Source organism: Cupriavidus agavae (assembly GCF_004217045.1).
In the GTDB taxonomy this organism is placed as follows: domain Bacteria; phylum Pseudomonadota; class Gammaproteobacteria; order Burkholderiales; family Burkholderiaceae; genus Cupriavidus; species Cupriavidus agavae.
Genome location: NZ_SGXM01000002.1, coordinates 184,748 through 209,413, shown reverse-complemented (window position 1 = coordinate 209,413; position 24,666 = coordinate 184,748). Strand labels below are relative to the sequence as shown.

The following is a 24,666-nucleotide window of genomic DNA, read 5'->3' as shown; positions in this document are numbered from 1 at the left end:
CCTTGTTGCAGCGACAGCCGATGCCGTCAGGCGGCCAGTGCCACCGGGCACAGCGATTCGAGCAGCGCCCGCCAGGCCGGCAGTTCCGGCTTGCCGGGCTTGCGCTCGCCGAAGAACTGGACGATCAGCTCGCCGCTGGCGCCATAGAGCTCCAGCGACGTGACCCACCCGTCGACCGTGGGCTTGTTGACGACCCAGCTCGACACCACGGCCTCGGTGTTCAGGTGCAGGTTGAACTTCTCGTCCAGCACGTTGAACCAGGGGCCGGTACGCACCAGTTTGTGCACCGGGCCGGTGTGGATCTGCACGATGCCGCGGTTGGCGACGAAGCACATGATCGGCAGTCCCGAATCGGCCGCACGCTGCAGCACCGTTTCCACGGCCACGTTGTCCACCTGTTGCGCCAGGTCGTTGCCCGCCGTGCGCAGCGCGCCGAGACGGGACACCTTGAACTGCCGCAGCATGGCGAAGAAATCGTGGGTGTCCTTCAGGCCGCGCCAGTGCGAGCGGAAGGCCTCGCCATCGGCGGGCGCGTCGGCTTCCTCGGCGGCCGTGACACGTTCCACCGTGACCGGGGCCACCCCGTCCACGGCGTGGCGTGCGATGAACGCCTGCCACGCCTCGGCGTTGCTGGACTCGGTACGGTAGACCTTGTGCACCGCCTCGCCGGCCTTGTCGAAGAACTGGATGCTTTCGCGCCCGTTCTCGGTCACCGCATAGAAGTGGCGCCACGCGCCGAAGAACATGCGCAGGTCGATGTCCGGACCGAGCACGATACCCATCGGGCCCTCGGCCTCGATCCCCTGGTACTCGCCATGCCGCTCGTGCACGGCATTGTCGTTGCGCGACAACGCCATGACCGGGCCCAGCGTGGCGAGGTCACGGAACAACTGCTGCGCCGTGCCACCAAGCTGCCGCGTGGTGACGCCACAGCCGGCGGCCACCAGCTCGGCCTCGCTCACGCCGAGCCGCTGGGCGCGGTCGCGGATGCGAAGCCTGGGCTGGGCCTCGCTCAGTTCCTGATGACGCTGGCGCAGTGCGTCGATGCCTTGTTGTTCCATGTCAGGGGTTCCGTTGCGTCAGTCTCAGGGCTGGACGTCGAAGTTGATGGTCCAGGTTTGCTGGCTCGTGTTCACGTTCGGATCGGCGTAGGCGATCTTCGTGAGATGGAAGCGGGCGTAGGTGCTGCCCTCGCCACCACGGATCAGGCCGCCTGCGTCGGGGTTCGCCGAGATCAGGTGAGCCACCGCCGGGAGGCCGGCTGCGGCGGCTGCCGTCGTGGTCGGGTAGTACGTGAACCAGCCGTAGTTCAGCGGGCTCGGGTAGGTGCCCGTGTAGTTGGCCGGGTTCAGGGCCGATGCCGTGGCGTCCTTCTTCCACTGCGCTGCCGAGGCCGGCAGGGCCATGTCCGACGCGGTCAGGTCGGCCAGCGTGGTGGTCAGGGCATTCACGTTGGTAAAGGACGAGGCAACCGGCTTGCCGGCGGTGTCGTAGAAGCCAGCCGGCGTCTTGCCGAGGAAGCCCGCGACCGTGCCCGAACCCGACTCGCCGCCGTTGAGCTTGACGTTGTAGCGGTTGAACGCGATGTGCCAGGTGCCCGTCGAGGTGGTGGTCGTGCGGTTGACCAGGTCGTAGTAGACCCAGTCAGCCGACGCGTTGACGTTGGCCGTGTACACGTTGCCCGGGGCGTTGCGGTCGACGAAGCGGAAGCTCGGGTAGCCGGACGTGGTGCCGCCCGCGCCGCCGTAGTAGCCCGTCACCTGCAGGGCGAAGACGGTGGACGGCGTGGCGCCCGTGGCATCGGCGTTCGCGCTGTTGGTGGTGATGAGGAAGGTCCGGAACGTCGGGTACAGCGAGTGGTCGGTGGCCGCGCCGGTCACGCCGTATTCGAAGATGGCCGAGGCGATATCGTTGCTGCCCGAGAACACGCTGCTGGCGGAATCCTTCAGGAAGACGGTGGCGGGCAGGGCGCCGCTGACGGGGTCGGTCGTGGCGTTCTTCCAGTCCGACAGCTGCGTCCAGGTGTGGTCGAACGGGCCGCCGAAGGCGCCGCCGTTGCCGGTGCCGCTGGTGCCGCTGTTGGTCCAGAGCTTGGCGGTGCGGCCGCCCGTGTCGGTCTTGACCATCAGGTCCCAGGCCGTGCCCGAGCAGGCGATCTGCGCCTTGGCGTTGAAGTCGTAGCACAGCGAGCCGCCGGCGGCCGGCAGCGCGAAGCTCCATTCCGCCGATTGCGTGAACGCCGTGGTTGCTGCCGGCGGGGTCGTGGTGCCGCCGCCGGTATTGGTGTTGCCGCCGCCGGTTGCCGGTGCGGTCGTGCCGCCGTCATCGCCACCGCCGCCGCAGGCAGCGAGGGCCAGTGCCAGCGTGGCGACGCCGAGCGCGCCGAGCGCGCGGCGGTGCAATACGAGAGTATCGTTCTTCATGGTGCTTCCCCGTTGGTTTCTTGTTAGCGGACGACGTCGACCTTGAAACGTGCGCCCAGGTAGATAAAGCGCCCCGCCACGGGCCCGAAGTCACTGGCATTCGCAAAATCGCGTTGGCGATCGAACAGGTTGTTGACGCCAACGAAGGCGGTCACGCTCTTGCCGATCTTCTGGTTCAGCACCAGGTCCACCGTGCCCCAGCCCGGCGACCGCGCGCCGGTGGCGGAATCGGTCAGTTCGCTGCTCTGGAAGCGGGCGCGGGTAGTCAGTTCGGTGGACGGAAAGATGCGCCAGTCGGCGCCCAGGCGGCCCATGTGGCGCGGGCGGCGGGTCAGCTCGGTGCCGGTGTTCAGGTCTTCGGTGTCCGTGAAGGTGTAGGCAGCGGTCAGGTTCAGCGTGTTGGTGGCGCGCCAGCGCAGCGACGTCTCGGCGCCCTGTGTCTTGGCGCGGGCCACGTTGCGGTAGGTGTAGACGGCAATCCCGTTGACCATCGCAAAGTTGGTCATGTCGGTCTGGATCAGGTCCGAGACGCGGTTGTAGAACAGGTTCACGTCGGCCGTGACACGTTCGCGCCAGGTCAGCTGGCCACCGAACTGGAAGCTGTTCGACGACTCGGGCTTGAGGTCCGGATTGCCCAGCACGATGTAGCCCAGCGAGCTGTGGTCGAACAGGTAGTGGCGTTCCTTGAGGTTCGGTACGCGGTAGCCCTGGCCGTAGTTGGCGCGCAGCACGCCCTTCCAGTCCTCGCTCGACAGCAGGTTGGCACGCACGCCCACCTTGGGCGCGAAATGGCTGCCAAAGTCCGAATCGTGCTGGCCCCGCAGCCCGAAGACCATTTCCCAGGTGTCGTTCAGGATGACGTCGTTCTGCAGGTACAGCTCGCCGGCCGTCCGCTCGGCACTGCCCGCGCCAGCCAGTTCCGAGGCGCCATTGACGGTCTGGTTCAGCGTCTCGCGATGGAAATCGCCGCCGAACTGCCACAGTTGGCGATACCAGGCCGGCAGGTCGAACTGGGCCGAAACGTGGTCGGTCTGCTGCGCCGAATTCCGCTGCGAGGTCTGGAAGCCGTTCGAATACTCGCGCGAGGTGCTGTCGTAGGTCTCGTGTACGCCGGCCAGCCGGGCGCGTACGCCGTTATCGAAGGCCCACTGGCCGCCATAGGTATAGCGGTTGCGGTCGATGTCCTCGGTCTTGCGCTGCGGCACATAGGCGGGCGGCGCGTAGTAGCGGTAGCGCTGTTCGTCGGTCTCGCGGTAGGCGCTGGCGTCGAACCAGAACTTGCCGGCCTTGCTCGGCAGCCATTCCAGGCGGCCGGCGTACTGCTCGCGCCGGATCTTGTCGCCGTGGCGTGTCCAGCCGTCCGAGTCGACGGCGAACCCCTTGTTGTCGAGCGCATCGGCGCTGATGCGGGCACGGATCTGCTCGGTGCCGCCTTCGAGCCGTATATTGCCGTGCAGCGCGCCCGGCGAGCCGTCGGCATTCTGGCCGCCGTACGTACCGGCATCGGCGGTGACGGCGCCGGAGAAGCCCTTGGCGATCGGGCGTGTAATCACGTTCACCACGCCACCCATGGCCGAACTGCCGTACTGCGCCGAGCTTGCGCCCTTGACCACTTCGATATGGTCGACTTCGGTGAGCAGGTATTGCGAGACATCGACCGTGGAGCCGGTGCTGGCGGTAATGGGCAGGCCATCGATCAGGATCAGCACCTGGTCGGCCGTCATGCCCTGCAGCGTGACTTCGTAGCCCGATTTGCCGTGAATCTCGCGCAGTTGCAGGCCGGGCACGTTTTCCAGCGCGTCCTTGAGCGTGCGGGCATGGGTCCGCTCGATCTCCTGGCGGTCCACCACTTCGGTGCGGATCGGGGTTTCGTCGAGCGTCTTTTCCGAACGCGTGCCGGTGACCACCACCGTCGACAGGGACGTGTCCGCAGCAACTGGCTGGGCTCGGAGATGCGGCGCGGTGGACAGCAAAGTGCCGGCGACGACGGCAAGGTATTTCAGACGCATGAAGGGGGCGGACCTGCTCGTTTGAGAACAGACACGAATGATAATGATTCTGATCCGCAGTTGTATTAACTTTCCTTAACCCTGTAAAAGTGTCCGAAACGTCGGTTTTCGGTAGTACAAAGCGCCTCATGCTGCGCTTTAAACGCGTCTCTTTCGCAACAACTTGTAAGCGCGTGCACCAAAAAGTGATGCGTGACATCCGTGCAAACTGTTACACTCCGAGCGCTTTTCTTACAAAGCGTCTGCTGTCAAAACGAAAATAATTGCTCGGGGTGTCAGGTATGCGTTTCGCAATTCCGCTGTCTTTTTCGTCAATTCTGATGCTTCTGGCCTGCGCGCAGACGCCCGCCGACCAGCTCGCTCCGCGCTCGCAGACGGTTCGCATCTGCAACGGCAACGCCTGTACCGACCAGGACCGGCGCATCTCCACCTGGCAGGACGTGCCGGCCACGGAGGCCGAGCGCCGCATGCAGGCGCTGGCGCAGAAAGCCGAAGGCAATCCGAATGCAGCGTATGACCTCGGGCTGCGCCTGCTGCGCGGCGACGGGGTGGAACGCAACACGTACCAGGCGCTGGAATGGCTGCGCAAGGCCGGAGACAACGGCCACATGCAGGCACAACTGGCGCTGGGCCGCATCTACCTGATGGGTTTCGAGGAAATGGGTTCCGACCCGGCCGAAGCCGAGGGTTGGCTGATCCGTGCCGCCGCCAAGGGCAGCAAGGAGGCCGAGCGGCTGATTCCGCAGGCGCAGGCCGCCAAGAAAGACGAACAGAGCCTGTATCAGGTGCGCGAGGCGTACCGGAAGTCCTGGATCACCTGGTACAGCAGCTATCCGTACTACTGGGCATGGGGTCCTGCCGGCTGGTATCTCCGCTAGCCGCCCCGCCCGTTCTCTTTCCACCCATCAATCGAAACGTTATGCCCAAGATCACTTCCTTGCGCGCGGCCGCCCTGGCTGCCTCCATGTTCATGGCCGGCTGCGCCGGCATGCCGGGCGCTGGCGGCAGCATCAGCACCGGAACCGCCCCGACGGCCGCGACGGGCGCCGCGGGTGGCGCAACCAGCGTGAATGCCAACCCGTCCCTGGAGCGCTGCGATGCGCCGCTGGGCACGCTGGCGGTGGATGACGGCCGCGGCAAGGAGTGGTACGCAAGCTTCGGCGCGGCAACCAAGATCACGACGATCGAGCCGCTGATCCGCCTGGCCGTGCAGCAGTCGAACTGCTTCGTGATCACGTCGGTGGGTAACAACCGCACGGAAAGCAAGCTCTCGGCGATTACCGACAAGCAGCGCAACTCGGGCGAATTCCGCGCGGGCTCGAAGCAGCAGAAGGGCCAGCGCGTGGCAGCCGATTTCTACATGGAGCCGGCCATCATCATCGACAACGACGCCACGGGCCAACTGGCCGTGGGCGTGGGCAGCCTGTTTGGCGCGGCCGGCGCACTGGTGGGCGGTGCCATGGCGAGCAAGGCTTCGGTGGTGACGCTGACCACGTTCGACATTCGCTCGGGCGTGCAACTGTCGATCTCGGAAGGCAACGCCACGGCTACCAACTTTGGCGCCGCGATGGGCGCCTTTGGCGGCGGCGCGGCCGGCGGCCTCGGCGGCTTCTCGCGCACGCCGGAAGGCAAGGCCACCGTGGCAGCGTTCATGGACGCCTACAACAACATGGTGATCTCGCTGCGCAACTACAAGGCGCAGGAAGTGAAGGGCGGCCTGGGACGCGGCGGCCGCCTCAAGGTGGGTTCGTAACCCTTCAAGGAAGGCTGCTCCGGTGTTTGCGCCGGAGAGGGCAACAAGAAAGCTCCGGTTCTCCGGAGCTTTTTTGCATTGCGCGCCACACGGCCAGACGGGTGTGCGTTCGTGCGGCCGTGCGCGGCATCAGGGCAGCACGATCTTGCGAATGATGTTGTTGCCCAGTTCGGCGGCGTACAGGTTGCGGGCGCTGTCGATGGCCAGGCTCCACGGGGACCAGAAGGTTGCCGAAGGGCCATCTCCATCGACGCTTCCGTTGGACAGGCCCCCGGCGATCGTCGTGACCACGCCGGCCGGCGTGATCTTGCGGATCGTGCTGTTGCCCTTCTCGGACACATAGACGTTGTTGTCGCTGTCCACCGCGATGCCCTGTGGCAGGTAGAACTGCGCAGCAGTGCCAGTGCCGTCGGCACGTCCCAACGTCGTCGAGCCCGCCAGCGTCGTGACCACGCCGGCCGGCGTGATCTTCCGGATCATGTGGTTGTTCATGTCGGCCACATAGACGTTGCCGGCGCTGTCGACCGCGATGCCGGACGGCGTATAGAACGACGCAGCGGCTCCCGTGCCGTCGGCATGCCCGTAGAGCGTGGTTCCCGCTACCGTGGTGACCACGCCGGCGGGGGTGATCTTGCGGATCATGTTGTTGGCGCTGTCGGCCACGTAGAGGTTGCCCGCTGTGTCGATGCAGATTGCAAAGGGTTCGCGGAAGCCGGCGGCCGCGCCGGTGCCGTCGGCGGAGCCAAACGTGGTCGAGCCTGCGAAGGTCGTGACGGCGAGGGAGGTATCGATCTTCCGGATCTGATGGTTCATCTGGTCCGCCACGTAGAGATTGCCGGCCGCATCGATGGCCAGACCCGACAGGTACCTGAAGCTTGCTGCCGTACCTGTGGCGTCAACGGACCCGGGTCCGGAGCCCGCGATCGTTGTCACCACGCCAGACGGCGTGATCTTCCGGACGCGGTGGTTGGCGTTGTCGGCGACGAAAACATTGCCGAGTGCATCCACGGCCATGCCGGCTGGCTGGCTGAAGCGCGCCGCGGTTCCCGTCGCATCGAGGTAACCCATGATTCCGCTGCCTGCGAGCGTGGACACCTGGGCCGCAGCCGGCGGATTGTTGACACAGTCCACGCTGACGTCCGTCACGTCGGCGGCTGCGGTACCACTGCCGTGGGTCACTGTGCAGGTCTGGCCGGTTGGCTGTGTACCGACGGTGACAGCGTAGAGGTCCGTCACGGCGGTCGAGAACTTGAACGCGCCATTGGCGGACAGCGTGAGGGCGTCAACGCCGTTGTTCTGCAGCACGACCGATGCAGCGGCGGCGAGACCGGAGAGCGTGCCGCCCACCGTGTAGGTGACGGGAACGGGTACCGCGGGAACGACCGGGACGACCGGGGTCGTGTCGGTTTGGGGGGCAGGGGTGCTGGCGGACGGATTGTCGCCACCACCGCAACCGGACAGAACGGCAATACCAAGTACGAGCGTCAATGCCCGCGTGTGCTGCTTGAGGCGGCTGTTTGCTTCCATGATTTCGTTGTGCGAGAGAGCGGATAGGGCTTGGGCTTCTGGCCCCACGGGCCATCGCTCTTTATCGGCACAACGCCAGAGGATCTTGATGCGGCCAGACAGGACGCCAGGCCGTGCAACCCGGCAGCCACACCCGTGCACGATGACCGGGACTTCGGCGCGAAACACGCCAAGGTGTTACCATGCGTCGGGCTTGCCTCACGTCGCCAGTTCGACGCCAAGGGCATTCGCCGCATCTTTTGACCCACGGCGCGACCGCTTGCGCGCACCCATACCGGTGCCTCCCCTGCGCACGCAGGGTCAATCCCCGCCAGTCATCGTCCCCCCTGACCGGGACCTTGCCTTCCTCCACACCGGCTACCGCGACATCCCTGCACTGGCATCCGTGCCAAGTGGCGTTGCTCGACCGTCCGTAGCCTACCGAGAACTTTTTGAACAACGACAACACTTCATTCACCGTATCCGTCTACCCGATCCAGCAGGAACCGGGTCTCTGGTTCGCCAGCTACATGATCTCCGAGTACCGCAACGGCGCCGAACGTGTGCTCGCCAATGTGTCGATGCGACACGCCACGTTCGGGTCGGAAGCCAAGGCCAAGCATGCCGCGCGGCATGCCGGCGACAGTGCCGTGGCACGCATGCGCCGACGCTCGTCGGCAAAACGCAATCCGTCCATCCCGAAACTGGCCCCGGCCGCCTGAAGACCCAGGAGAGATCATGGCAAAAGAAGAACTCGTCGAATTCGGTGGCAAAGTCTCCGAAGTCCTGCCCGACAACCGGTTCCGCGTCATTCTGGAGAATGGCTTCGAGGTGTGGGCGTACTCGTCCGGGCGCCTGAAGAAGAACCGCATCCGCGTGCTCGCCGGAGACCGCGTGACACTGGAAATGTCGCCCTATGACCTGACCAAGGGGCGCATCAACTACCGCCACAAGAACTGACGCGCCGGCATTCACGGTGCCGGATAGCGGCGAACAGCTTGTCGCATCATGACGAACTCCTCGGCGACGGTCGGATGCACGGCCAGCGTGGCATCCAGATCCGCCTTGCGCGTGCCGGCCTGCATTGCGGCGGCGATCAGCTGGATCAGTTCGCCTGCCTCGGGGCCCACCATGTGGGCGCCGATTACGCGATCGGTCGGCCGATGCACGACGAGCTTCATCAGTATCTGGCCGCTGCGTCCGGACAATCTGGCCTTCATCGGGTGAAAGCGCGACACGAACACGTCGATGTCACGCGGAAACTCTGCCAGCGCGGCCTCTTCGGAGTGGCCCACCGTTCCCACCTCGGGGGTCGTGAAGACCGCCGTCGGCGTGAACCGGGAGCGGTTCGGCAGTAATCCGGAGCCGAAGAGCCTGTCGGCCAGCGCCTGTCCGTCCTGGATGGCAATGGGCGTCAGTGCGGCAGCGTTGGCGACATCGCCCACCGCATAGATGCCCGGCGCCGTCGTACAGGCCTGGTCGGAGACAACGACGGCGCCCCGCGCGTCTGCCTGCACGCCCGCATTGCCGAGCCGCAGATCCGCGGTGTTGGGACGACGACCGGTGGCACCGAGCACGGCGTCCGCTGTCAGGACCATGCCGTTGGACAGATGTACCGACAGGATGCCAGTGGCAGCACAGCGATCCAGCCGCGCAAGCTCTGCTTCCGCCACGATGTGTATGCCCGACTCGATCAACGCGGCCTGCAGATGCGCCCTGACTTCACCGTCGAACCCCCGCAGCACCTGCGCGCCCCGCATCACCAGCGTGACCTCCGAGCCGAGCAATCGCAGGATGCTGGCGAACTCCAGCGCAATATAGCCAGCGCCCTGGATGACCACGCGCCGGGGCTGCGTTGTCCACCCAAAGAACTGGTTCGAGTTCTCGATCCACTGGCCGCCGGGAATGTCCTGCGGTCCGGCGGGCACCGCGCCCGTGGCTACAAGAATGTGGTCGGCCTGTATTGTCGCGCCGCTGCGTGCGAGTTCCACCGTATGAGGACCCGCAAACACGGCACGGTCGCGGACCACCTCCACGCCGGCACGTTCGAGCATGCCGCCGTACAAGGCTTCCAGCCTGTTCACTTCGCGGTTGACGGCCGCCCCAAGTACACCCCAGTCGAAACGGGTGGCACCGATCTCCCATCCGAATCCCGCAGCGTCCTGCATCTCCGCGGCAAAGCGTGAGGCATACACCATGAGCTTCTTTGGCACGCAGCCGCGAATGACGCATGTTCCGCCGAGACGGTGTTCTTCGACCAGCATCACGCGCGCGCCATGGCCGGCCGCGACCCGTGCAGCCCGGACGCCGCCTGAGCCGCCCCCGATCACCAGCAGATCCTTCTTGATTGTCGACATGCAAGCTTCTCATGACTACCGGTTGCCACGGCGCAGTGCGCGCATGGCGGCCGATGAAAGGCGTCGACCCGCTTACCGGGCGACGCAGTCCCCTGGTTTTTAGCGCTGTGCGCTCAACCCCACCTCTTCGTAGCCGCCGCCGGATTCGTCCGGCCAACTCGTGGCGATCTTGAAAGAGGGGCGCGCGGATAGCGCCGCGTACCATGCGTGCACCCGGGGGCGCTTCGCGGCCGACCAGAAGCCGTCCTGTCCCAGCGCCGACAGCCGGAACATGAAGGGTGCGGCGCAGATGTCGGCCAGCGAGAATTCGCCGACAAGCCACTGTCCCGGGACGAGCCTCTGTTCGAGCTGGTCCAGGAATGTCTCTATCCTCGCGCGCGACGCGGCCAGTTCGGTTTCGCCGATTTCCCCGCGAACCGCTCGCGAATGAAGATCCTGCAAGAACTTCGACGGCCGGCGCGCCGCCTGCTCCCGGAGCGCCTCGTCGCCCCAGCGATTGCGCAGCTTGGGCAGGATGTATTTCACCATCGTCAGCTTCACGATGGCTTCGAAGCCGTCCTCGCAATCCTTGACGAAGCCGCGTACGCGCGCCGCTTTCAGCGGATCTTCCGGCATCAGGGCGATACCCGGAAACGCTGTCTCGATGTATTCGTTGATCACGTTCGAGTCGCGGATGATCTCGCCATCATGGACCAGCGTTGGCACTACGCCCTCCGGGTTGATGGCCAGGTACTCGGGGCGCAACTGGTCGAACTTGAAGAGGTCCACGTACCGGCTGGTCCACGGTACCTTCTTTTCTTCGAGTGCCATGCGCACCCGGACGGAACAGATGGAACTCCAGAAGTGATAAAGCTCGACCATAAAACCTCCACGAGAAAATCGTCAGTGAGATTGAAGACGGGTGTGGCCAATCAGGCGACGCTGGCTGGCGATGGCGCGGGGCGACGCTGTTCGCCGCCCTGTCCTGTGGCGGGATAGGGGTACTGGCGCGGCAGGCGTCCCAGGAACCACGCAGCGCAGGCCAGCACCAGGACGAACGTGGCGAGCGCTGGCCGATAGGAGCCCAGTGCGTCGAAAGCGGCGCCCATCATGAACGGTCCGAGCCCGCTGCCAATCGTGAAGATGGCGAACAGGTAGCCATAGATCTGGCCGAATGCGCGCAGGCCAAAGTATCGGCTCTGCAGGTAAGCGATCAGGTCCACTTCCGCGCCCAGGCCCAGGCCGACGAAGACCGCACCGAGCGCCGTGAGCATGGGGTCACTGCTGAAGAACAGCGTGAGCACGCCGATGGCTGGCAGCGCGACAAAGCCGATCGCCACATACGGACCGAAGAAGCGGTCGAGCAGATAGCCGCACAGCAAACGCCCGACAATCAGCGACGCACCCACGCCGGCAAACAGCTCGACGGCTCGGTTGGCTGGAATGCCCCGATCGGTCAGCAGGGGCACGAGATGCACGATGACCCCATTGGCGACGAGCGGAATACAGAAAAACGTGATGGCAAGTTGCCAGAAATGACGGTCACGCAGGGCCATGCGTGCGTCCATCCCCGGCAGTCCCCCGTCGCAGCTTGCTGTCTGCGCGCTGCGACGCACGTCGGACCCATCGCGGATGAACAGTGCAACCGCGCTGAACGCCACCACGAAAACGGTCAGCCCCACTGCGACATACGCACCGCGCCACCCGAACGTGTCGAGGTAGAGTTGGGTGAGCCGCGGCACGAGGGCGGCGCCCAGACCAACCCCGGTCATGGCCACACCCATCGCAAGGCCCCGCCGGTGGTCGAATGCCGCGGCAACCGCTTTCGCATACGGCAGCGGCGCCTGGCCTGCGCTGAACAAGCCAACCAGCGAGAACATCGCCAGGAACGCATAGGGATTGGCGGGGGCCATCGACATCGCGGCGATGGCCAAGGCAAACAGCGTGATGGCGGTGAGGGTGACGCGCTTGACGCCGCGGCGGTCCATCAGCCTGCCGGCGATCGGCGTACCGATCGCCGCGCACAACGAACCGAGCATGACGGCGGCGGAGACGAGGCTGCGGTTCCAGCCCAGCTCCGCCATGATTGGCTTCATCAGTACGGAAGCCGAGAACTGCAGGATGGTGACATTGCCCACCATCAATCCGATGACGGAACCGAACACGATCCACCATCTGTTCGCGAACACGCTGCGCATTGGTCTCCCCCATCTCGTATTTTTTGTACGGTTGTATAAACAACCATTAGCCTCATTAAAGCGGATAATGTTTGGTTTTGCAACTTAATGGGCGCGGAGTTTGCATAGAGATTTACCCGCATGGAGGGCGGCAGCGCTGGCGTACGAACCACCGCGCAAACCGTCGGGCAAGCGCGGTGGCGGATCTCCACCGGCCGTCAGGCAGCCATGCGCCGATAAGGCGCGGGGGCCAGCGCGAGTGCGTCGGCAAGGTGCGCCAGCAGCGCCGGCAGTTGCGCCGGGTCGCTGACGCCGCCATAGACGTAGTAGTCCGGGCGTACCACGATCAGCCGGACGCCGTGCTCGGCAAAGAAGCGTGCGTAGCGTCCGCTGACGTCGCGCAACACGCGGCCGGGGCGGACCTTTGACGGATCGGTCGTCACGCCCAGCGTGCGTGCGCCGAGGCGGGTGAGCAGGGCGGCGGCGTCCGCGTCGATAAACGCACCGGGATCGGCATCGAGGGCGATCACCTGGAAGCCCGGCGGCACCAGTTCGTCGAAGCGTGCGGTACGCCCGCCGTCCTCGATCTGCCCGTGCACGCCGAGTTGCCCGGCGATGCCCTGTACACCGTAGCCGGTGCTCACGGCGCCGCCGGCGAGTCCGGGGAACGGTGGCAGCGGCGGCACCTCGCCCGCCAAAAATGCGGCGTCGCGGACTGCGGCGGCTTCGGCGTCGGCGATGCAGACGACACGTCCCATCGCGATCGATGCCTCGATCACCGCACGTACCTGTGGCAGGCGCTCGGCGGTGTAGGAGTCGAGCAGCGCATCGGTGGCGATGCCGCGCAACAGCAGGTCCAGGCGCCACGCCAGGTTCCACGCGTCGCGGATACCGGAGCACATGCCCTGGCCCATGAAGGGCGGCATCAGATGCGCCGCGTCGCCGGCAAGCAGCACGCGGCCCTGCCGCCACTGCGACGCCAGCAGCGAACGGAACGTGTAGACCGCGTGGCGCACCAGGCTGGCGTTGCCGGGATGGACCCACGGCGACAGCAATTCCCAGACTTTCGCGGGCTGCTGCAGGTCGTCGATGGTCTCGTGGGGCAGCCGCATGAACTCCCAGCGGCGGTAGCCGGGGCCGCCCGGCACCATCGTCGTGGGCCGGGCCGGATTGCACCACTGACCGATGTCCGGTACGTCGAGCGTCACGCCGGGATTGGGCTGGATATCGACCACGAGCCAGTCTTCCTGGAAGCCAAGGTCTTCCTGGCTGATACCCACGGCCTTGCGCACGAAGCTGTTGGCGCCATCGGCCCCGATCACGTAGCGGGCGCGCACTGTGCGCGTCTGCCCGTCCGGGGTCCATTGGCCATCCCGCATGACGCCGTGCCGCAGTTGCAGCTCGCAGTGGTTGTCGTGCTGCACGAGCGCGGTGACCTCCCAGCCCTGGTTGATCTCCACCGAGCGCTGCGCGCGGGCCTTGCCGTCGAGCAGGGCCTCCAGCAGCGGCTGGTTGAACAGGTAGCCCACGGGACCGTCGCTGATCGATTCGGCGGACCAGTCGATCTCGACCAGCGTGTCCCAGGCGGCGTTGAACCACTGGTAGCGGGCCGAGGGCTGCGAAATCGCCGCCACGTCGTCGCCGATGCCCATGGCGTGGAAGACCCGGCGGATCTCGTGGTCGTGGAACACCGCGCGCGGCAGCGGGTAGAGCGACGGCCAGCGGTCGAACGCTGCCACGCGGTAGCCACGCGCGCCGAGCAGGATGGAGAGGGTCTGGCCCACCGGGCCGTAGCCGACGATGGCCACGTCGAGGGTCTGGGTATCGGTCATGGTGCGTTCCGTAGCGTGGGCGCGCACGCTTGCCTGGCGGCCGACGCGGGTCGGCTGCCATACGGGGGCGTGACGCCAGGAGTGGTTGAATCAGCGCGCGGCGGTGTCCGGCGCTTCGGTGTTATGGATGAAGTCGGGCGGCACGTCCGGGCCCCACTGGTAGAGCGAGTCCTCCGGCGCGAAATCGCCTGCGGGCCACGGGTGGTCGGCGGCCACGAAATCGATGTCGGCCGAGTACTCGTTGAATGAGCCCCACGGATCCTGCACGTAGTGGAAGTAGTTGGAGCCCAGTACGTGGCGGCCCGTGCCCCAGCCGCGCGTGTACCCGGCCGCGGCCATCTGGGCGGCACCCTGGCCGACCATGTCGAGATCGCGCACGTCCCACGCTGCGTGGTGCCACCCGCGCGCGGCACTCCGGGCGAACGCCACGAGGTGATGGTCGCTGCCGTGCGGGGCGTGCGTGAAGGCGATGATGTCGAGCGACTTGTCGGACAGGCGCAGTCCGATGGCCCTGGCGTAGAAATCGATGGCCCGCAGCACGTCGGGCGTGAACAGCAGCACGTGCGAGAGCCGGTCCGGGCGCACCGTCTGCACCTGCGAGCGCACCACCGCACCCCGCGCGTTGGCGCCAGCGCCCACCGTCACGTGCGGGGCCTTGGCGCTGGGGGTCGTCTTGGGGCCCACGCGTACCTGCAGCAGGTTGCCATCGGGATCGTGGAACCAGAGCCCATCGGGTTCGGCGCCCGGCGGCGCGTCGGCCGGCGTGGCGCCTGCCTGGGTTACCTGCCGCGCGAGCGTGTCGAAATCGCGTGCGTAACAGTTGAAGCTCAGGTAGGCGAGGGACTTGGCAGCCGCAGGCAGGATCCGCGCCCACCGGTGGCCGTCGCCGGCGCGCAGGTCGAGTTGCGTGCCGTCGGCAGCCGGTTCCACGCCGAGGCCGAACGCGCGGTAGAACCGGGCGGCATCGGCCAGGGACGGCACGTTCAGCGCGAAATGATCGATCGAATGCACGGCCGCTCGGGTGTCGGTCATGGCTGTCTCCGGGTATGCCGCCGGCTCGTTGTCGCCGGCGGTCGGTTCTGGAAGGTCTACCGCACTTCGTCGATGATCGGGTTCGACAACGTGCCAATCTTCTCGACGATCACCTCGCAGACATCGCCGTGCTTCATCAGCAGCTTCGGCTCGCGTGCCCAGCCGATGCCGGCCGGGGTGCCCGACACGATCACGTCGCCGGCCTCCAGCGTGATGGCCTCGGAGATGATCGAGATCAGCGTCTCGACATCGAAGATCATGTCGTCGGTGCTGGCCGACTGCACGACCTGGCCGTTCAGTTTCGTCTGCAGAAGCAGGCCGCGCGCGCCGGGCGGCAGTTCGTCCGCCGTGACCAGGTCGGGGCCGAATGCGCCGGTACCGTCGAAGTTCTTGCCTACCGTCCACTGTGGCGCCTTGAACTGGTACTCGCGCACCGAACCGTCGTTGAACAGCGAGTAGCCCGCCACGTGCGACAGCGCGTCGGCCCTGGCGATATGGCGTCCGCCCTTGCCCAGGATCACGGCCACTTCGCCCTCGAAATCGAGGCCGGCGCAGTCGTCGACGGCGGGGCGGACCAGCGGTGCAGCATGGGCCACCAGGCTCGTATGGACGCGGAAGAACAGGGTGGGATAGTTCGGCTGCTCGTACGGACTTTCCTTGGTGTGGTCGGCGTAGTTGAGCCCCACGCAGATGATCTTGGGCGGGCGCGACAGCGGCGGCAGCAGGGTCACTTCGGCCGCGTCCAGCAGTTCGCCAGCCGTCTCGCGGGCGTAGGCGGACAGGTTCGCACCACGTGCCAGCAGGGCTTCGAGCGGTTCGTTGCCGAGCACGCGGATCTGGTTGCCTTCACGCACGCCCACTGCGCGCCTGCCCTGGAATTCAAAACTGACGAAACGCATCCTGCTGTCTCCTGATCTCATCTTGACGAACTTGTCAGGACGAATTCTAGTCAAGTTGACGAATTCATCAATATGAAATTGCCCTAGGACAAACCCGAGGTCCACTCACTGCTAGAATCCAGTCCATCACATGGATTGACAGATATGTCAGGCAAGCCCGAAACCGACGAGATCGACGCGGCCGCCGGGACCCTCCCGGAAGACCACCGCACGCGCGTGGCAGCACTGCGCCGGGAGAAGACCCGCAACCGGCTGATGGAGTCGGCCCTGGCCGTCTTCGCCGAAAAGGGGCCGGACGGCGCGATGATCGATGACTTCATCGCCGCCGCCGGCGTGGCGCGCGGCACGTTCTACAACTACTTCCGCACCACGGGAGAGCTGCTTTCGGCAGTGGCCGGGGAGGTCAGCGACGAGGTGCTGGCGGTGATCGATCCGGTGGTGCGCCGGTTCGACGACCCCGCCATGCGCATGGCGGTTGGCTGCCGGCTCTACATGCACATGGCCATCCGCTATCCGCTGTGGGGCGCGTTCATCACGCGGGTGGGTACGCGGCGGGGGTCGCGCGGGCGGTTGCTCGACGCCTACATGACGCGCGATCTTGCCGTCGGCATCGAAAGCCGGCGTTTTCCGATCGCTCATGTCGAGGTGGCGCGCGACCTTTCTCTCGGGGCACTGGTGTACGGCATCGGCACCATGCTGCGCCCCGGCGCGCCGGCCGATTATCCCGAGCAGGTGATCCTGGCCGTGCTGCGTGCGCTGGGACTGCCCGAGACCGAGGCTGACGCACTGGCACACGCGCCATTGCCCGAGACGCAGACCCCGCAGGGTGTCATCTTCGAGCGCATCGGCGCCAATCCCCCGGCCGCCGACTGAGCGTTTGGACTAATCGGACGGCAGCCGCACGCGCTGGCGGGCATAGTGGCCGGCTTCGCGCTCGAACAGGTTGGCCAGGTGCGAGGCGGCGGGCGTCAGCGGCAGCCCGGCACGTGCAATCCGCACGATATCGGCACTGTCCATCCGTTCCGCGATCGGAATGACCTCCACCACGCCGGCGAACAGTGGCGAGTCGATCCACTGCCGCGGCAGCAGCGCAAGCGCATCGGTCATCGACAGCAGCGCCGCCACGCCGATCATCGACTCGGCTTGCACCATCGCCACGGGTGGATTCAGGCCGTAGCCGGCAAAGACCTCGGCAAACTCGTGCTCGAGCGGCTCGCGGGCGCCGGTCAGGATCCACTCGGCGGCGACCAGGTCAGCCAGCCGCCGTGAGCGCCGCAGCGGATGCCCCTTGCGCCCGGACACGACCCGGTCGTTCCTGAACAGCAGGTTCACGCTGTAGCGGTCCGTATCGATGCGTTCGGGGCGCGGGCCGATGTAGAAATCGAGTGTCCCGTCCGCCAGCCGTCCTTCCAGCGCGGGAAAGAAGCCTTCCACCATCCGCAGCCGCACGGCAGGATGCGACTTGCGAAACGCCGGGAAGACCTCCGGAACGAGCCCCAGCCACGTGGCGCCGGACAGACCCACCGCCACGCGCCCGGTCTGGGTGCCAAGCAACTGGGCCACTTCCTCCTGGGCCCGGCGGATTTCCTCCATCGCGGCATGGGCGCGCCGCAGGAAGGCTTCGCCGATCGCCGTGGGCACCACGCCACGTGCGTGCCGCTCCAGCAGCGGCGCACCCAGTTCGGTCTCCAGTTCGCGCAGGCTGCGCGTGAGCGCCGGCTGGGTCAGGCCAAGCTGGCGCGAGGCGCCCCGGATGCTGCGGGTCTCCGCGATCGCGACGAAATCGCGCAGGTGATGAAGTTTCATGGCCATTCCCCGCTTTATCGGTGAGTGATGCCATCCAGGCATCGGTGGGGCAATTCTGCCATCTGTTGCATGGCAGTGGGTCTTCCTACGATGTCGTCACACACCTACAAGAATCACACGGAGACAATTCATGACCCGCCCCCATGCTGGCCGCATCGCGCCGGCCGGCGCCGTTACGCCGGTTGCTTTCTCACCTTTCCTGTGGCCCAGCGGCTGGCGCGCCCTCCCGGTGCTGTCGGCCTGCGTCGCCCTCGCTTGCCTGGCCACGGCCACGACCGTGCGGGCCGACACCTTCCCGTCGCGCGCCGTCCGCCTGATCAGCCCGTTTCCGGCTGGCAGTGGCCCGGATGCTGTCTCGCGCCTGCTCGGCGAGCGGCTCGGCAAGGAGTGGGGCCAGCCTGTCATCGTCGATTCGCGGCCGGGCGGCAACGGCTTCATCGCCATGGAGGCGGGCAAGCGCGCACCGGCCACCGGCCACGAGCTGGTGGTGGCCGACGTAGGCCACCTGGCAATCAATCCCGGTCTCTTCAAGCGGCTGCCGTATGACCCACGCCGCGATTTCGTGCCGGTGACCGGGCTGTACCGCACCGCGTTCTTCATCGTGGTCTCGCAGCAAAGCCAGATCCGTACCGTGCCCGATCTGATCGCAGCCGCCCGCAAGGCGCCCGATGCCGTGACCTACGGCTCCTGGGCGGTTGGCAGCTCAGGCCATCTTGGCGCGGCGCAGCTTGAGGCGGCCACGGGCACGCAGATGCTCCATGCGCCATACAAGGACACCGCGCAGCTCTATACGGCCGTGGCCAATGGCGAGGTGACGTGGGCGCTGGGCACCTATGCCACCGCCGGTCCGCTGATCCAGGCGGGCAAGTTGCGCGTGCTGGCAGTGGCCGACAGCGTGCGGTCGCCGGTACTGCCGAACGTGCCGACGCTCGCGGAAGCCGGCGGCCCGGCGGGCGTCGAGGCTTCGAGCTGGGTGGCGCTGCTCGCGCCCGCCGCCACGCCGCCGGCAACGGTGACGGCGATTGGCCGCGCCGTGCGCACCGCGCTCGGCGACCCTGAGGTCAAGGCCAAGCTGGCGACCTTCGGCTTCACGCCGGCCGGCAGCACCAGCGAGGACGTAGCCGGATGGATGGCGCATGACTCGCAGCGCTACACCGAGCTGATCCGGCGCACCGGCGCCACCGTCAATTGATCCCGAGCCAACAGATCAACAAGTCAACAAGTCAACAGGAAGGCCAGCTGTGAACACGTCCGTTGCAAACACCGTGGAAACCGATGTCGTCATCGTGGGAGGCGGCCCGGCCGGGCTGATGCTGGCCATCGAGCTGGGCTGCCGCGACGTGCGATGCCTCGTGCTGGAGGAGGACGTGGACCCGCCCGACTTTCCCAAGGCCAATGCCACCTCGGCCCGCACGATGGAGCACTACCGGCGGCGCGGTTTCTCGGCCGACGTCCGCGCGCTGGGCCTGCCGCCCGACTACCCGCAGGACCTGGTCTACTGCACGCGCCTGGCGCATGCCGAACTGTCCCGCTTTCGCGTGCCTAGCCGCGCGCAGGCCGCCAGCCGCGAGGCCTTCGGCGACTACGGCGCCGCGGCATGGCCGACTCCCGAACTGCCGCACCGCGCGCAGCAGATGTTCATCGAGCCCATCCTGCGGCGCGAGGCCGCAAAGTATCCGAGCGTCGACCTGCGCTTCGGGGCACGCGCGGTCCGCGTTGCCGACCATGGCGATGGCGTGGAGGTAGACGCCGTGCAGCCTGACGGCGGCGCGCCGTGGCGCGTGGCGGCAAGCTATGTCGTGGGCTGCGACGGCCCGCGCAGCATGGTGCGCAAGACGCTAGGCATTCAGTACGCCGGGCAGGGCGGCGAGAAGCGCGACTTCTTCGGCGGCCAGATGCTGTCGATCTATTTCCGCTCCAGCGATCTGTACGACGTACTGGGCAAGGAGCGGGCGTGGCAGTACTGGGCCGTCAACGCGAGCCAGCGCGGCCTGCTGATCGCCATCGATGGTGTCGACACCTTCCTGCTGGCGGTGCAGCTGAAAGACGGCCAGCAGCCCGGCGACATCGATGCACGCGCCACGGCGCTGGCAGTCGTGGGCGCGCCGCATGACTTTCGGCTGATTGGCAGGATGCCCTGGGTGGCGGGCTACACGCTCGTTGCCGAGCGGCTGGCTGCGGGCCGGGGCTTCCTGGCTGGCGACGCCGCCCACCTGTTCACGCCCACGGGCGGCATGGGCTACAACACGTCGATCGACGACGCGGTCAACCTGGGCTGGAAGCTGGCGGCCGTGCTGAACGACGGCGCGCCACCGGCACTGCTCGACAGCTACGACCTGGAGCGCCGCCCGATGGCCGTGCGCAACACCACGTTCGCCCGCCGCATGGCCGACAGCATCGGCAATGTGCCGATCTCCGCGAGCCTCGAAGCGCAGGGGGCTCCCGGCGACGCGGCGCGCGCCGAACTGGGCTGCGCGCTGGCCGCGCACGTGGTCACGGAAATCAATATCCCCGGCCTGCAGTTGGGCGTGCGCTATCTCGACAGTCCGATCGTCGCCCGCGAGCCGGGTGCGGCGCCGCCCGACGATCCCAATCACTACATCGCGGGCGGCTGGCCGGGCTCCCGGGCGCCGCACGCGATGGTAGACGGCGTGCCGCTGTTCGACCGCTTCGGCCGCGATTTCACGCTGCTGTCGTTCGATGGTGCCGATGCCACGGCGTGGCAGGCGTCAGCGCGGCGACTCGGCATCGCGCTTGACGTGCTGCGGGTGGACGACCCCGAGGTCCGCGCGCTTTACGGCGCGCCGGCCGTACTGATCCGGCCCGATCACCATATTGCGTGGCGGGGAGAGGCTGGCGCCGACGCCGCCGCCGTGCTGGCGGTAGCCACGGGAGGCGCGCGGCCCGACTGAAGTTTCCGCGCTGGAGCGGTTCCCGCAGTTTCCGGCCTCGCTGCCGGCACAACGACAACGAAAACAGAAGGAGGAGACCCATGAAGTTCCGCAACCTGGTGCTGGCCTGTGCCAGCGCCATGCCCGCACTCGCCTGCGCGCAGGCCGCGCCCTCGTCCGTCACGCTGTATGGCGTGGTCGATACCGGCATCGAATACGTCAACCACGTGGGCGCGGCGGGCCACAGCGTCGTGCGCATGAACTCGCTGTCGGGCATGGTGCCGTCGCGCTGGGGATTGCGCGGCACCGAGGACCTGGGCGGCGGTACGAAGGCGAACTTCGTGCTGGAGTCGGGCTTTGCCGCCGACTCGGGCGTCATGAACCAGGGCGGCCGGCTGTTCGGACGGCAGGCGTGGGTAGGGCTCTCGGGCAACTGGGGCCAGGTGTCGCTCGGCCGCCAGTACACGATGCTGTTCTGGGCCATGCTCGATCCCGACATCCTCGGTCCGAACACGTTCGGCTCGGGGTCGCTCGACAGCTACATTCCCAATGCGCGGGCCGACAACGCGATTGCCTACAAGGGAAAGGTCGGCGGCCTGACGCTGGGCGCCACGTACAGCCTTGGCCGCGACGTGGCCAACGCCGGCCCGAGCCCGGCCGGCACGAACTGCGCCGGCGAGAACCCGGCGGCGAAATCCGACTGCCGGGAGTGGTCGGCAATGATCCAGTACGAGACGCCGCGTTTCGGCGTGGCGGCGGCCTATGACTCGCTTCGGGGCGGCCCGGGTGCGTTTGGCGGGCTGAACTCAGGTGGCAAGTCTGACGACCGGCTGTCGCTGAACGCCTACGCGCTGTTCGACCGCACCAAGCTCGGGGCAGGCTGGCTGCGCCGCGACAACGACGGCAGCGCCACCCGGCTCAGCGATCTCTGGTACGCCGGTGCTTCCTACGATCTCACGCCCGCCTTCAACGTGGCTGGCCAGGTCTACTACCTGCGCTACCACGGCAGCGACAACAAGGCGTTCCTCTACGCGTTGCGCGGTACCTACAGCTTCTCGAAGCGGACCGCTCTCTATGCCACGGCCGGCTACCTGAACAACGACGGCCAACTCGCGCTCTCGGTCAGCAGTGGATCGGGAGGGGCCAATCCGGTGCCGGGGGCGTCGCAATTGGGCGCAATGGTCGGCGTCCGGCACGTGTTCTGATGGCTCGCCGCGCGGACCGCTGCTGTTTGACAGCGGCAAGTCCCACAACATGCCCACGCAGCTGGCGGCCGTCGGCCACCGGGACGCCGCCGACTGCTGCTGAATCCGCATCCACCCCCAACGTTTCCAATCTTCCATGCAAGCCCAACCGATTGACCCGACAGACCATCATGCCGACGATGCCGACCGCCAGGAGACCGGCGAATGGCTCGACGCCCTCGCGGGCGTTGCCCGCCACGGAGGCGCCGAACGCGTCGACTTCCTGCTGCGCCGCATGGCCGAGCACGCCAGCCACCTCGGCGTGGCGCCGTCGTCCCACCCGTACCAGCTCTACCAGAACACCATCTCGCTGGAGGATCAGCCGGCCTATCCCGGCGACCTGGCGATGGAAGAGCGCATCACGTCGATCCTGCGCTGGAACGCGCTGGCAATGGTGGCGCGCGCCAATCATGCGTATGGCGAACTGGGCGGACATATCGCCAGCTACGCGTCAGCCGCCGAGATCTTCGAGATCGGGTTCAATCACTTCTTCCGGGCCGACAGCGATCAGGGCAAGGGCGATCTGGTCTACTTCCAGCCCCATTCCGCGCCCGGCGTCTATGCGCGCGCCTTCCTCGAAGGACGGCTCGACGAGGCCCATCTGGGCCGCTACCGGCAGGAGGTGAGCGGCGGCGGGCTCTGTTCGTATCCGCATCCGTGGCTGATGCCCGAGTTCTGGCAGTTTCCCACCGGCTCCATGGGCATTGGCCCGATCAGCGCGATCTACCAGGCGCGCTTCCTGCGGTACCTGGAGCACCGCGGCATTGCGGACACGGCCGCGCGCCGCGTGTGGGGAGTGTTTGGCGATGGCGAGATGGACGAGCCGGAATCGATCGCGGCCCTGTCGCTGGCCGCGCGCGAGAAGCTTGACAACCTGACCTTCGTCATCAACTGCAACCTCCAGCGGCTGGACGGCCCGGTGCGTGGCAACGGGCAGATCATCCAGGAGCTCGAATCGCTGTTCGCCGGCGCGGGGTGGAACGTGATCAAGGTGGTGTGGGGCTCGGACTGGGACCCGCTGTTCGCGCGCGACCACAACCACGCGTTGCTGCGCCGCTTCGCCCACACCGTGGACGGCCAATACCAGACGCTGGGCGCCAACGACGGCGCCTACAACCGTGCCCACTTCTTCGACCTCGATCCCGAACTGCGGGCGCTGGTCTCGCACATGACGCCGGAGGAGATCGACGGACTGCGGCGGGGCGGCCATGACTTCCGCAAGCTGTACGCCGCGTTCGATGCCGCGCGCCGCCACACGGGCCGGCCCACCGTGATCCTTGCCAAGACCAAGAAGGGCTACGGCATGGGCCAGGCGGGCGAGTCGCGCAATACGTCGCACCAGCAGAAGAAGCTCGACGTGGAGGCCCTGCGCGCCTTCCGTGACCGCTTCCACCTGCCGCTGAGCGACGAGGCCGTGGACACCATGCAGTTCCTGAAGCCTGCGGCCGACAGCCCGGAGATTCGCTATCTGCAGGCCCGCCGCACCGGGCTGGGTGGCCACCTGCCGCGCCGCGTGACCACCGCGCCCGCCGTGCCGGTGCCGGCGCTGGAGAGCTACGCGCAGTTTGCGTTGCAGCCGGATGGCCGTGAGGTCTCGACCACCACCGCCGTGGTCCGGCTCTTCACGAACCTGCTCAAGGACAAGACGCTCGGACCGCGCATCGTGCCGATCGTCGCCGACGAGGCGCGGACCTTCGGCATGGCCAACCTGTTCCGGCAGGTGGGGATCTACTCGCCGCACGGCCAGCTCTACGAGCCCGAGGACGCCGGCTCGATGCTCTACTACAAGGAGTCCCGCGACGGACAACTGCTGGAGGAGGGCATCACCGAGGCGGGCGCGGTGTCATCGTGGACGGCGGCCGCCACGTCTTACAGCGTCAATGGCGTGGCCATGCTGCCGTTCTACATCTACTACTCGATGTTCGGCTTCCAGCGTATCGGCGACCTGATCTGGGCCGCGGCGGACCAGCGGGCGCGCGGCTTCCTGATCGGCGCCACGGCGGGGCGGACCACGCTGTCCGGCGAGGGCCTTCAGCACCAGGACGGCACCAGCCACCTGATTGCCTCGACCATCCCCAACTGCCGCGCCTGGGACCCCGCCTTCGCTGGCGAGGCCGCGGTCATCATCGACCATGGCGCGCGCCGCATGCTCGAAGCGCAGCACGACGAATTCCACTATCTGACCGTCACCAACGAGAACTACGCGCAGGCGCCGATCGATCCGGCCCAGCATGCCGACATCCTGCGCGGCATGCGCCGTTACGCGGCGGTGGGCCAGGGCCCCGCACGCGTGCGCCTGCTGGGGTCCGGCGCGATCCTGCGCGAAGTCATCGCCGCCGCGCAGGTGCTGGCCGACGACTGGGGCATCGGCAGCGAGGTGTGGAGCGTGACGAGCTTCTCCGAACTGGCGCGCGAGGCGCAGGCGGTGCAGCGCGAACGGCTGTTCGCGCACGGCACGGCGACGCGCAGCCACCTGGAGATCTGCCTCGCCGGCGAGACGCCGGTCGTGGCCGCCACCGACTACGTGCGGGGCTACGCCAACCTGATCGCTCCCTATGTCGAGGCGCCCTATACGGCGCTGGGCACCGATGGCTTCGGACGTAGCGATACCCGTACGGCGCTGCGCGGCTTCTTCGAGGTGGACCAGCGCCACATCGTGCTGGCCGCGCTGGCCGCCGCCGACCCCGACAAGCACCGCGAGGCACTGGCGCGCCAGGGGGCGTCCGACCTGCCGCCCGCGCCGTGGCAATGCTGATCC

General features: G+C 67.0%; 20 protein-coding genes. 9 read left to right on the top strand and 11 right to left on the bottom strand.

Features of this window, described 5'->3' with window-relative positions:
• Positions 1-26: 26 nt before the first annotated feature.
• The 3 genes from EV147_RS11995 to EV147_RS11985 are packed head-to-tail and all read right to left on the bottom strand — an operon-like array spanning position 27 to position 4,432.
• Positions 27-1,061, bottom strand: a complete 1,035-nt coding sequence (locus EV147_RS11995; RefSeq protein WP_130391413.1) for a hemin-degrading factor — start codon at positions 1,059-1,061, stop codon at positions 27-29.
• Positions 1,062-1,085: 24 nt separating this feature from the next.
• Entirely contained in the window at positions 1,086-2,423 is a 1,338-nt protein-coding gene (locus tag EV147_RS11990) for an HmuY family protein (protein WP_130391412.1), read from the bottom strand.
• A gap of 23 nt (positions 2,424-2,446) precedes the next feature.
• Positions 2,447-4,432 carry a TonB-dependent receptor plug domain-containing protein gene (locus tag EV147_RS11985; protein WP_130391411.1) on the bottom strand — a complete coding sequence of 662 codons (1,986 nt, stop codon included), beginning with the start codon at positions 4,430-4,432 and terminating at the stop codon, positions 2,447-2,449.
• A 320-nt stretch (positions 4,433-4,752) separates the two neighbouring features.
• Between EV147_RS11985 and EV147_RS11980 the strand changes: the two genes are divergently transcribed.
• The gene (locus EV147_RS11980; protein WP_235844704.1) at positions 4,753-5,310 is read left to right on the top strand and encodes a tetratricopeptide repeat protein; all 558 of its coding nucleotides are present in this window, start codon (positions 4,753-4,755) and stop codon (positions 5,308-5,310) included.
• 41 nt (positions 5,311-5,351) lie between these two features.
• A complete protein-coding gene (locus tag EV147_RS11975) occupies positions 5,352-6,185 on the top strand; it encodes a hypothetical protein (RefSeq protein WP_130391409.1) in 834 nt (277 codons plus the stop codon).
• A gap of 129 nt (positions 6,186-6,314) precedes the next feature.
• On the opposite strand, the gene EV147_RS11970 is transcribed toward EV147_RS11975, so the two are convergent.
• Positions 6,315-7,880, bottom strand: coding sequence for an NHL repeat-containing protein (locus EV147_RS11970; RefSeq protein WP_130391408.1), 1,566 nt, complete (start codon positions 7,878-7,880; stop codon positions 6,315-6,317).
• Between the two features lie 263 nt (positions 7,881-8,143).
• Here EV147_RS11970 and EV147_RS11965 point away from each other — a divergent pair, with 263 nt between their 5' ends.
• Complete coding sequence (locus tag EV147_RS11965; RefSeq protein WP_130391407.1) at positions 8,144-8,413, top strand: isochorismatase; 270 nt, start codon at positions 8,144-8,146, stop codon at positions 8,411-8,413.
• A 16-nt stretch (positions 8,414-8,429) separates the two neighbouring features.
• Positions 8,430-8,651, top strand: coding sequence for a translation initiation factor IF-1 (gene infA / locus EV147_RS11960; protein ID WP_101682497.1), 222 nt, complete (start codon positions 8,430-8,432; stop codon positions 8,649-8,651).
• A gap of 11 nt (positions 8,652-8,662) precedes the next feature.
• Here infA and gorA read toward each other — a convergent pair whose 3' ends face one another.
• The 6 genes from gorA to EV147_RS11930 form a co-directional block, all read right to left on the bottom strand.
• A complete protein-coding gene (gorA, locus tag EV147_RS11955) occupies positions 8,663-10,048 on the bottom strand; it encodes a glutathione-disulfide reductase (RefSeq protein ID WP_130391406.1) in 1,386 nt (461 codons plus the stop codon).
• Positions 10,049-10,147: 99 nt separating this feature from the next.
• Positions 10,148-10,909, bottom strand: a complete 762-nt coding sequence (locus EV147_RS11950; protein WP_130391405.1) for a glutathione S-transferase family protein — start codon at positions 10,907-10,909, stop codon at positions 10,148-10,150.
• A gap of 50 nt (positions 10,910-10,959) precedes the next feature.
• On the bottom strand, positions 10,960-12,225 hold the full coding sequence (locus EV147_RS11945) for an MFS transporter (RefSeq protein WP_130391404.1): 1,266 nt from the start codon (positions 12,223-12,225) through the stop codon (positions 10,960-10,962).
• A gap of 197 nt (positions 12,226-12,422) precedes the next feature.
• The gene (gene mhpA, locus EV147_RS11940; RefSeq protein WP_130391403.1) at positions 12,423-14,036 is read right to left on the bottom strand and encodes a bifunctional 3-(3-hydroxy-phenyl)propionate/3-hydroxycinnamic acid hydroxylase MhpA; all 1,614 of its coding nucleotides are present in this window, start codon (positions 14,034-14,036) and stop codon (positions 12,423-12,425) included.
• Positions 14,037-14,126: 90 nt separating this feature from the next.
• Positions 14,127-15,068 (bottom strand): VOC family protein, encoded by a 942-nt coding sequence (locus tag EV147_RS11935; RefSeq protein ID WP_130391402.1) that lies wholly within the window; start codon positions 15,066-15,068, stop codon positions 14,127-14,129.
• 56 nt (positions 15,069-15,124) lie between these two features.
• Positions 15,125-15,967: a fumarylacetoacetate hydrolase family protein gene (locus EV147_RS11930; protein WP_130391401.1), complete on the bottom strand. Its 843-nt coding sequence runs from the start codon at positions 15,965-15,967 to the stop codon at positions 15,125-15,127.
• Between the two features lie 144 nt (positions 15,968-16,111).
• Here EV147_RS11930 and EV147_RS11925 point away from each other — a divergent pair, with 144 nt between their 5' ends.
• Positions 16,112-16,840 (top strand): TetR/AcrR family transcriptional regulator, encoded by a 729-nt coding sequence (locus EV147_RS11925; RefSeq protein ID WP_130391400.1) that lies wholly within the window; start codon positions 16,112-16,114, stop codon positions 16,838-16,840.
• 9 nt (positions 16,841-16,849) lie between these two features.
• Here the strand turns inward: EV147_RS11925 and EV147_RS11920 are convergent, their stop codons facing one another.
• Positions 16,850-17,773, bottom strand: a complete 924-nt coding sequence (locus tag EV147_RS11920) for a LysR substrate-binding domain-containing protein (RefSeq protein ID WP_130391399.1) — start codon at positions 17,771-17,773, stop codon at positions 16,850-16,852.
• Positions 17,774-17,903: 130 nt separating this feature from the next.
• Here EV147_RS11920 and EV147_RS11915 point away from each other — a divergent pair, with 130 nt between their 5' ends.
• The 4 genes from EV147_RS11915 to mdeB all read left to right on the top strand — a co-directional run bounded on the left by EV147_RS11915 (position 17,904) and on the right by mdeB (position 24,663).
• The gene (locus EV147_RS11915; protein ID WP_130391398.1) at positions 17,904-18,965 is read left to right on the top strand and encodes a Bug family tripartite tricarboxylate transporter substrate binding protein; all 1,062 of its coding nucleotides are present in this window, start codon (positions 17,904-17,906) and stop codon (positions 18,963-18,965) included.
• A 49-nt stretch (positions 18,966-19,014) separates the two neighbouring features.
• Complete coding sequence (locus EV147_RS11910; protein ID WP_235844703.1) at positions 19,015-20,685, top strand: FAD-dependent monooxygenase; 1,671 nt, start codon at positions 19,015-19,017, stop codon at positions 20,683-20,685.
• Between the two features lie 80 nt (positions 20,686-20,765).
• Positions 20,766-21,869, top strand: a complete 1,104-nt coding sequence (locus tag EV147_RS11905) for a porin (protein WP_130391397.1) — start codon at positions 20,766-20,768, stop codon at positions 21,867-21,869.
• A gap of 136 nt (positions 21,870-22,005) precedes the next feature.
• Entirely contained in the window at positions 22,006-24,663 is a 2,658-nt protein-coding gene (mdeB, locus tag EV147_RS11900; protein ID WP_130391396.1) for an alpha-ketoglutarate dehydrogenase, read from the top strand.
• The last annotated feature ends 3 nt before the right edge of the window (positions 24,664-24,666 follow it).

What these genes read in the sequence shown, in the direction of transcription:
- EV147_RS11995 (WP_130391413.1), bottom strand. Translation starts at nt 1,061, where the DNA reads ATGGAACAACAAGGCATCGACGCACTGCGCCAGCGTCATCAGGAACTG.
- EV147_RS11990 (WP_130391412.1), bottom strand. Translation starts at nt 2,423, where the DNA reads ATGAAGAACGATACTCTCGTATTGCACCGCCGCGCGCTCGGCGCGCTC.
- EV147_RS11985 (WP_130391411.1), bottom strand. Translation starts at nt 4,432, where the DNA reads ATGCGTCTGAAATACCTTGCCGTCGTCGCCGGCACTTTGCTGTCCACC.
- EV147_RS11980 (WP_235844704.1), top strand. Translation starts at nt 4,753, where the DNA reads ATGCTTCTGGCCTGCGCGCAGACGCCCGCCGACCAGCTCGCTCCGCGC.
- EV147_RS11975 (WP_130391409.1), top strand. Translation starts at nt 5,352, where the DNA reads ATGCCCAAGATCACTTCCTTGCGCGCGGCCGCCCTGGCTGCCTCCATG.
- infA (WP_101682497.1), top strand. Translation starts at nt 8,430, where the DNA reads ATGGCAAAAGAAGAACTCGTCGAATTCGGTGGCAAAGTCTCCGAAGTC.
- gorA (WP_130391406.1), bottom strand. Translation starts at nt 10,048, where the DNA reads ATGTCGACAATCAAGAAGGATCTGCTGGTGATCGGGGGCGGCTCAGGC.
- EV147_RS11950 (WP_130391405.1), bottom strand. Translation starts at nt 10,909, where the DNA reads ATGGTCGAGCTTTATCACTTCTGGAGTTCCATCTGTTCCGTCCGGGTG.
- EV147_RS11945 (WP_130391404.1), bottom strand. Translation starts at nt 12,225, where the DNA reads ATGCGCAGCGTGTTCGCGAACAGATGGTGGATCGTGTTCGGTTCCGTC.
- mhpA (WP_130391403.1), bottom strand. Translation starts at nt 14,036, where the DNA reads ATGACCGATACCCAGACCCTCGACGTGGCCATCGTCGGCTACGGCCCG.
- EV147_RS11935 (WP_130391402.1), bottom strand. Translation starts at nt 15,068, where the DNA reads ATGACCGACACCCGAGCGGCCGTGCATTCGATCGATCATTTCGCGCTG.
- EV147_RS11930 (WP_130391401.1), bottom strand. Translation starts at nt 15,967, where the DNA reads ATGCGTTTCGTCAGTTTTGAATTCCAGGGCAGGCGCGCAGTGGGCGTG.
- EV147_RS11925 (WP_130391400.1), top strand. Translation starts at nt 16,112, where the DNA reads ATGTCAGGCAAGCCCGAAACCGACGAGATCGACGCGGCCGCCGGGACC.
- EV147_RS11920 (WP_130391399.1), bottom strand. Translation starts at nt 17,773, where the DNA reads ATGAAACTTCATCACCTGCGCGATTTCGTCGCGATCGCGGAGACCCGC.
- EV147_RS11915 (WP_130391398.1), top strand. Translation starts at nt 17,904, where the DNA reads ATGACCCGCCCCCATGCTGGCCGCATCGCGCCGGCCGGCGCCGTTACG.
- EV147_RS11905 (WP_130391397.1), top strand. Translation starts at nt 20,766, where the DNA reads ATGAAGTTCCGCAACCTGGTGCTGGCCTGTGCCAGCGCCATGCCCGCA.
- mdeB (WP_130391396.1), top strand. Translation starts at nt 22,006, where the DNA reads ATGCAAGCCCAACCGATTGACCCGACAGACCATCATGCCGACGATGCC.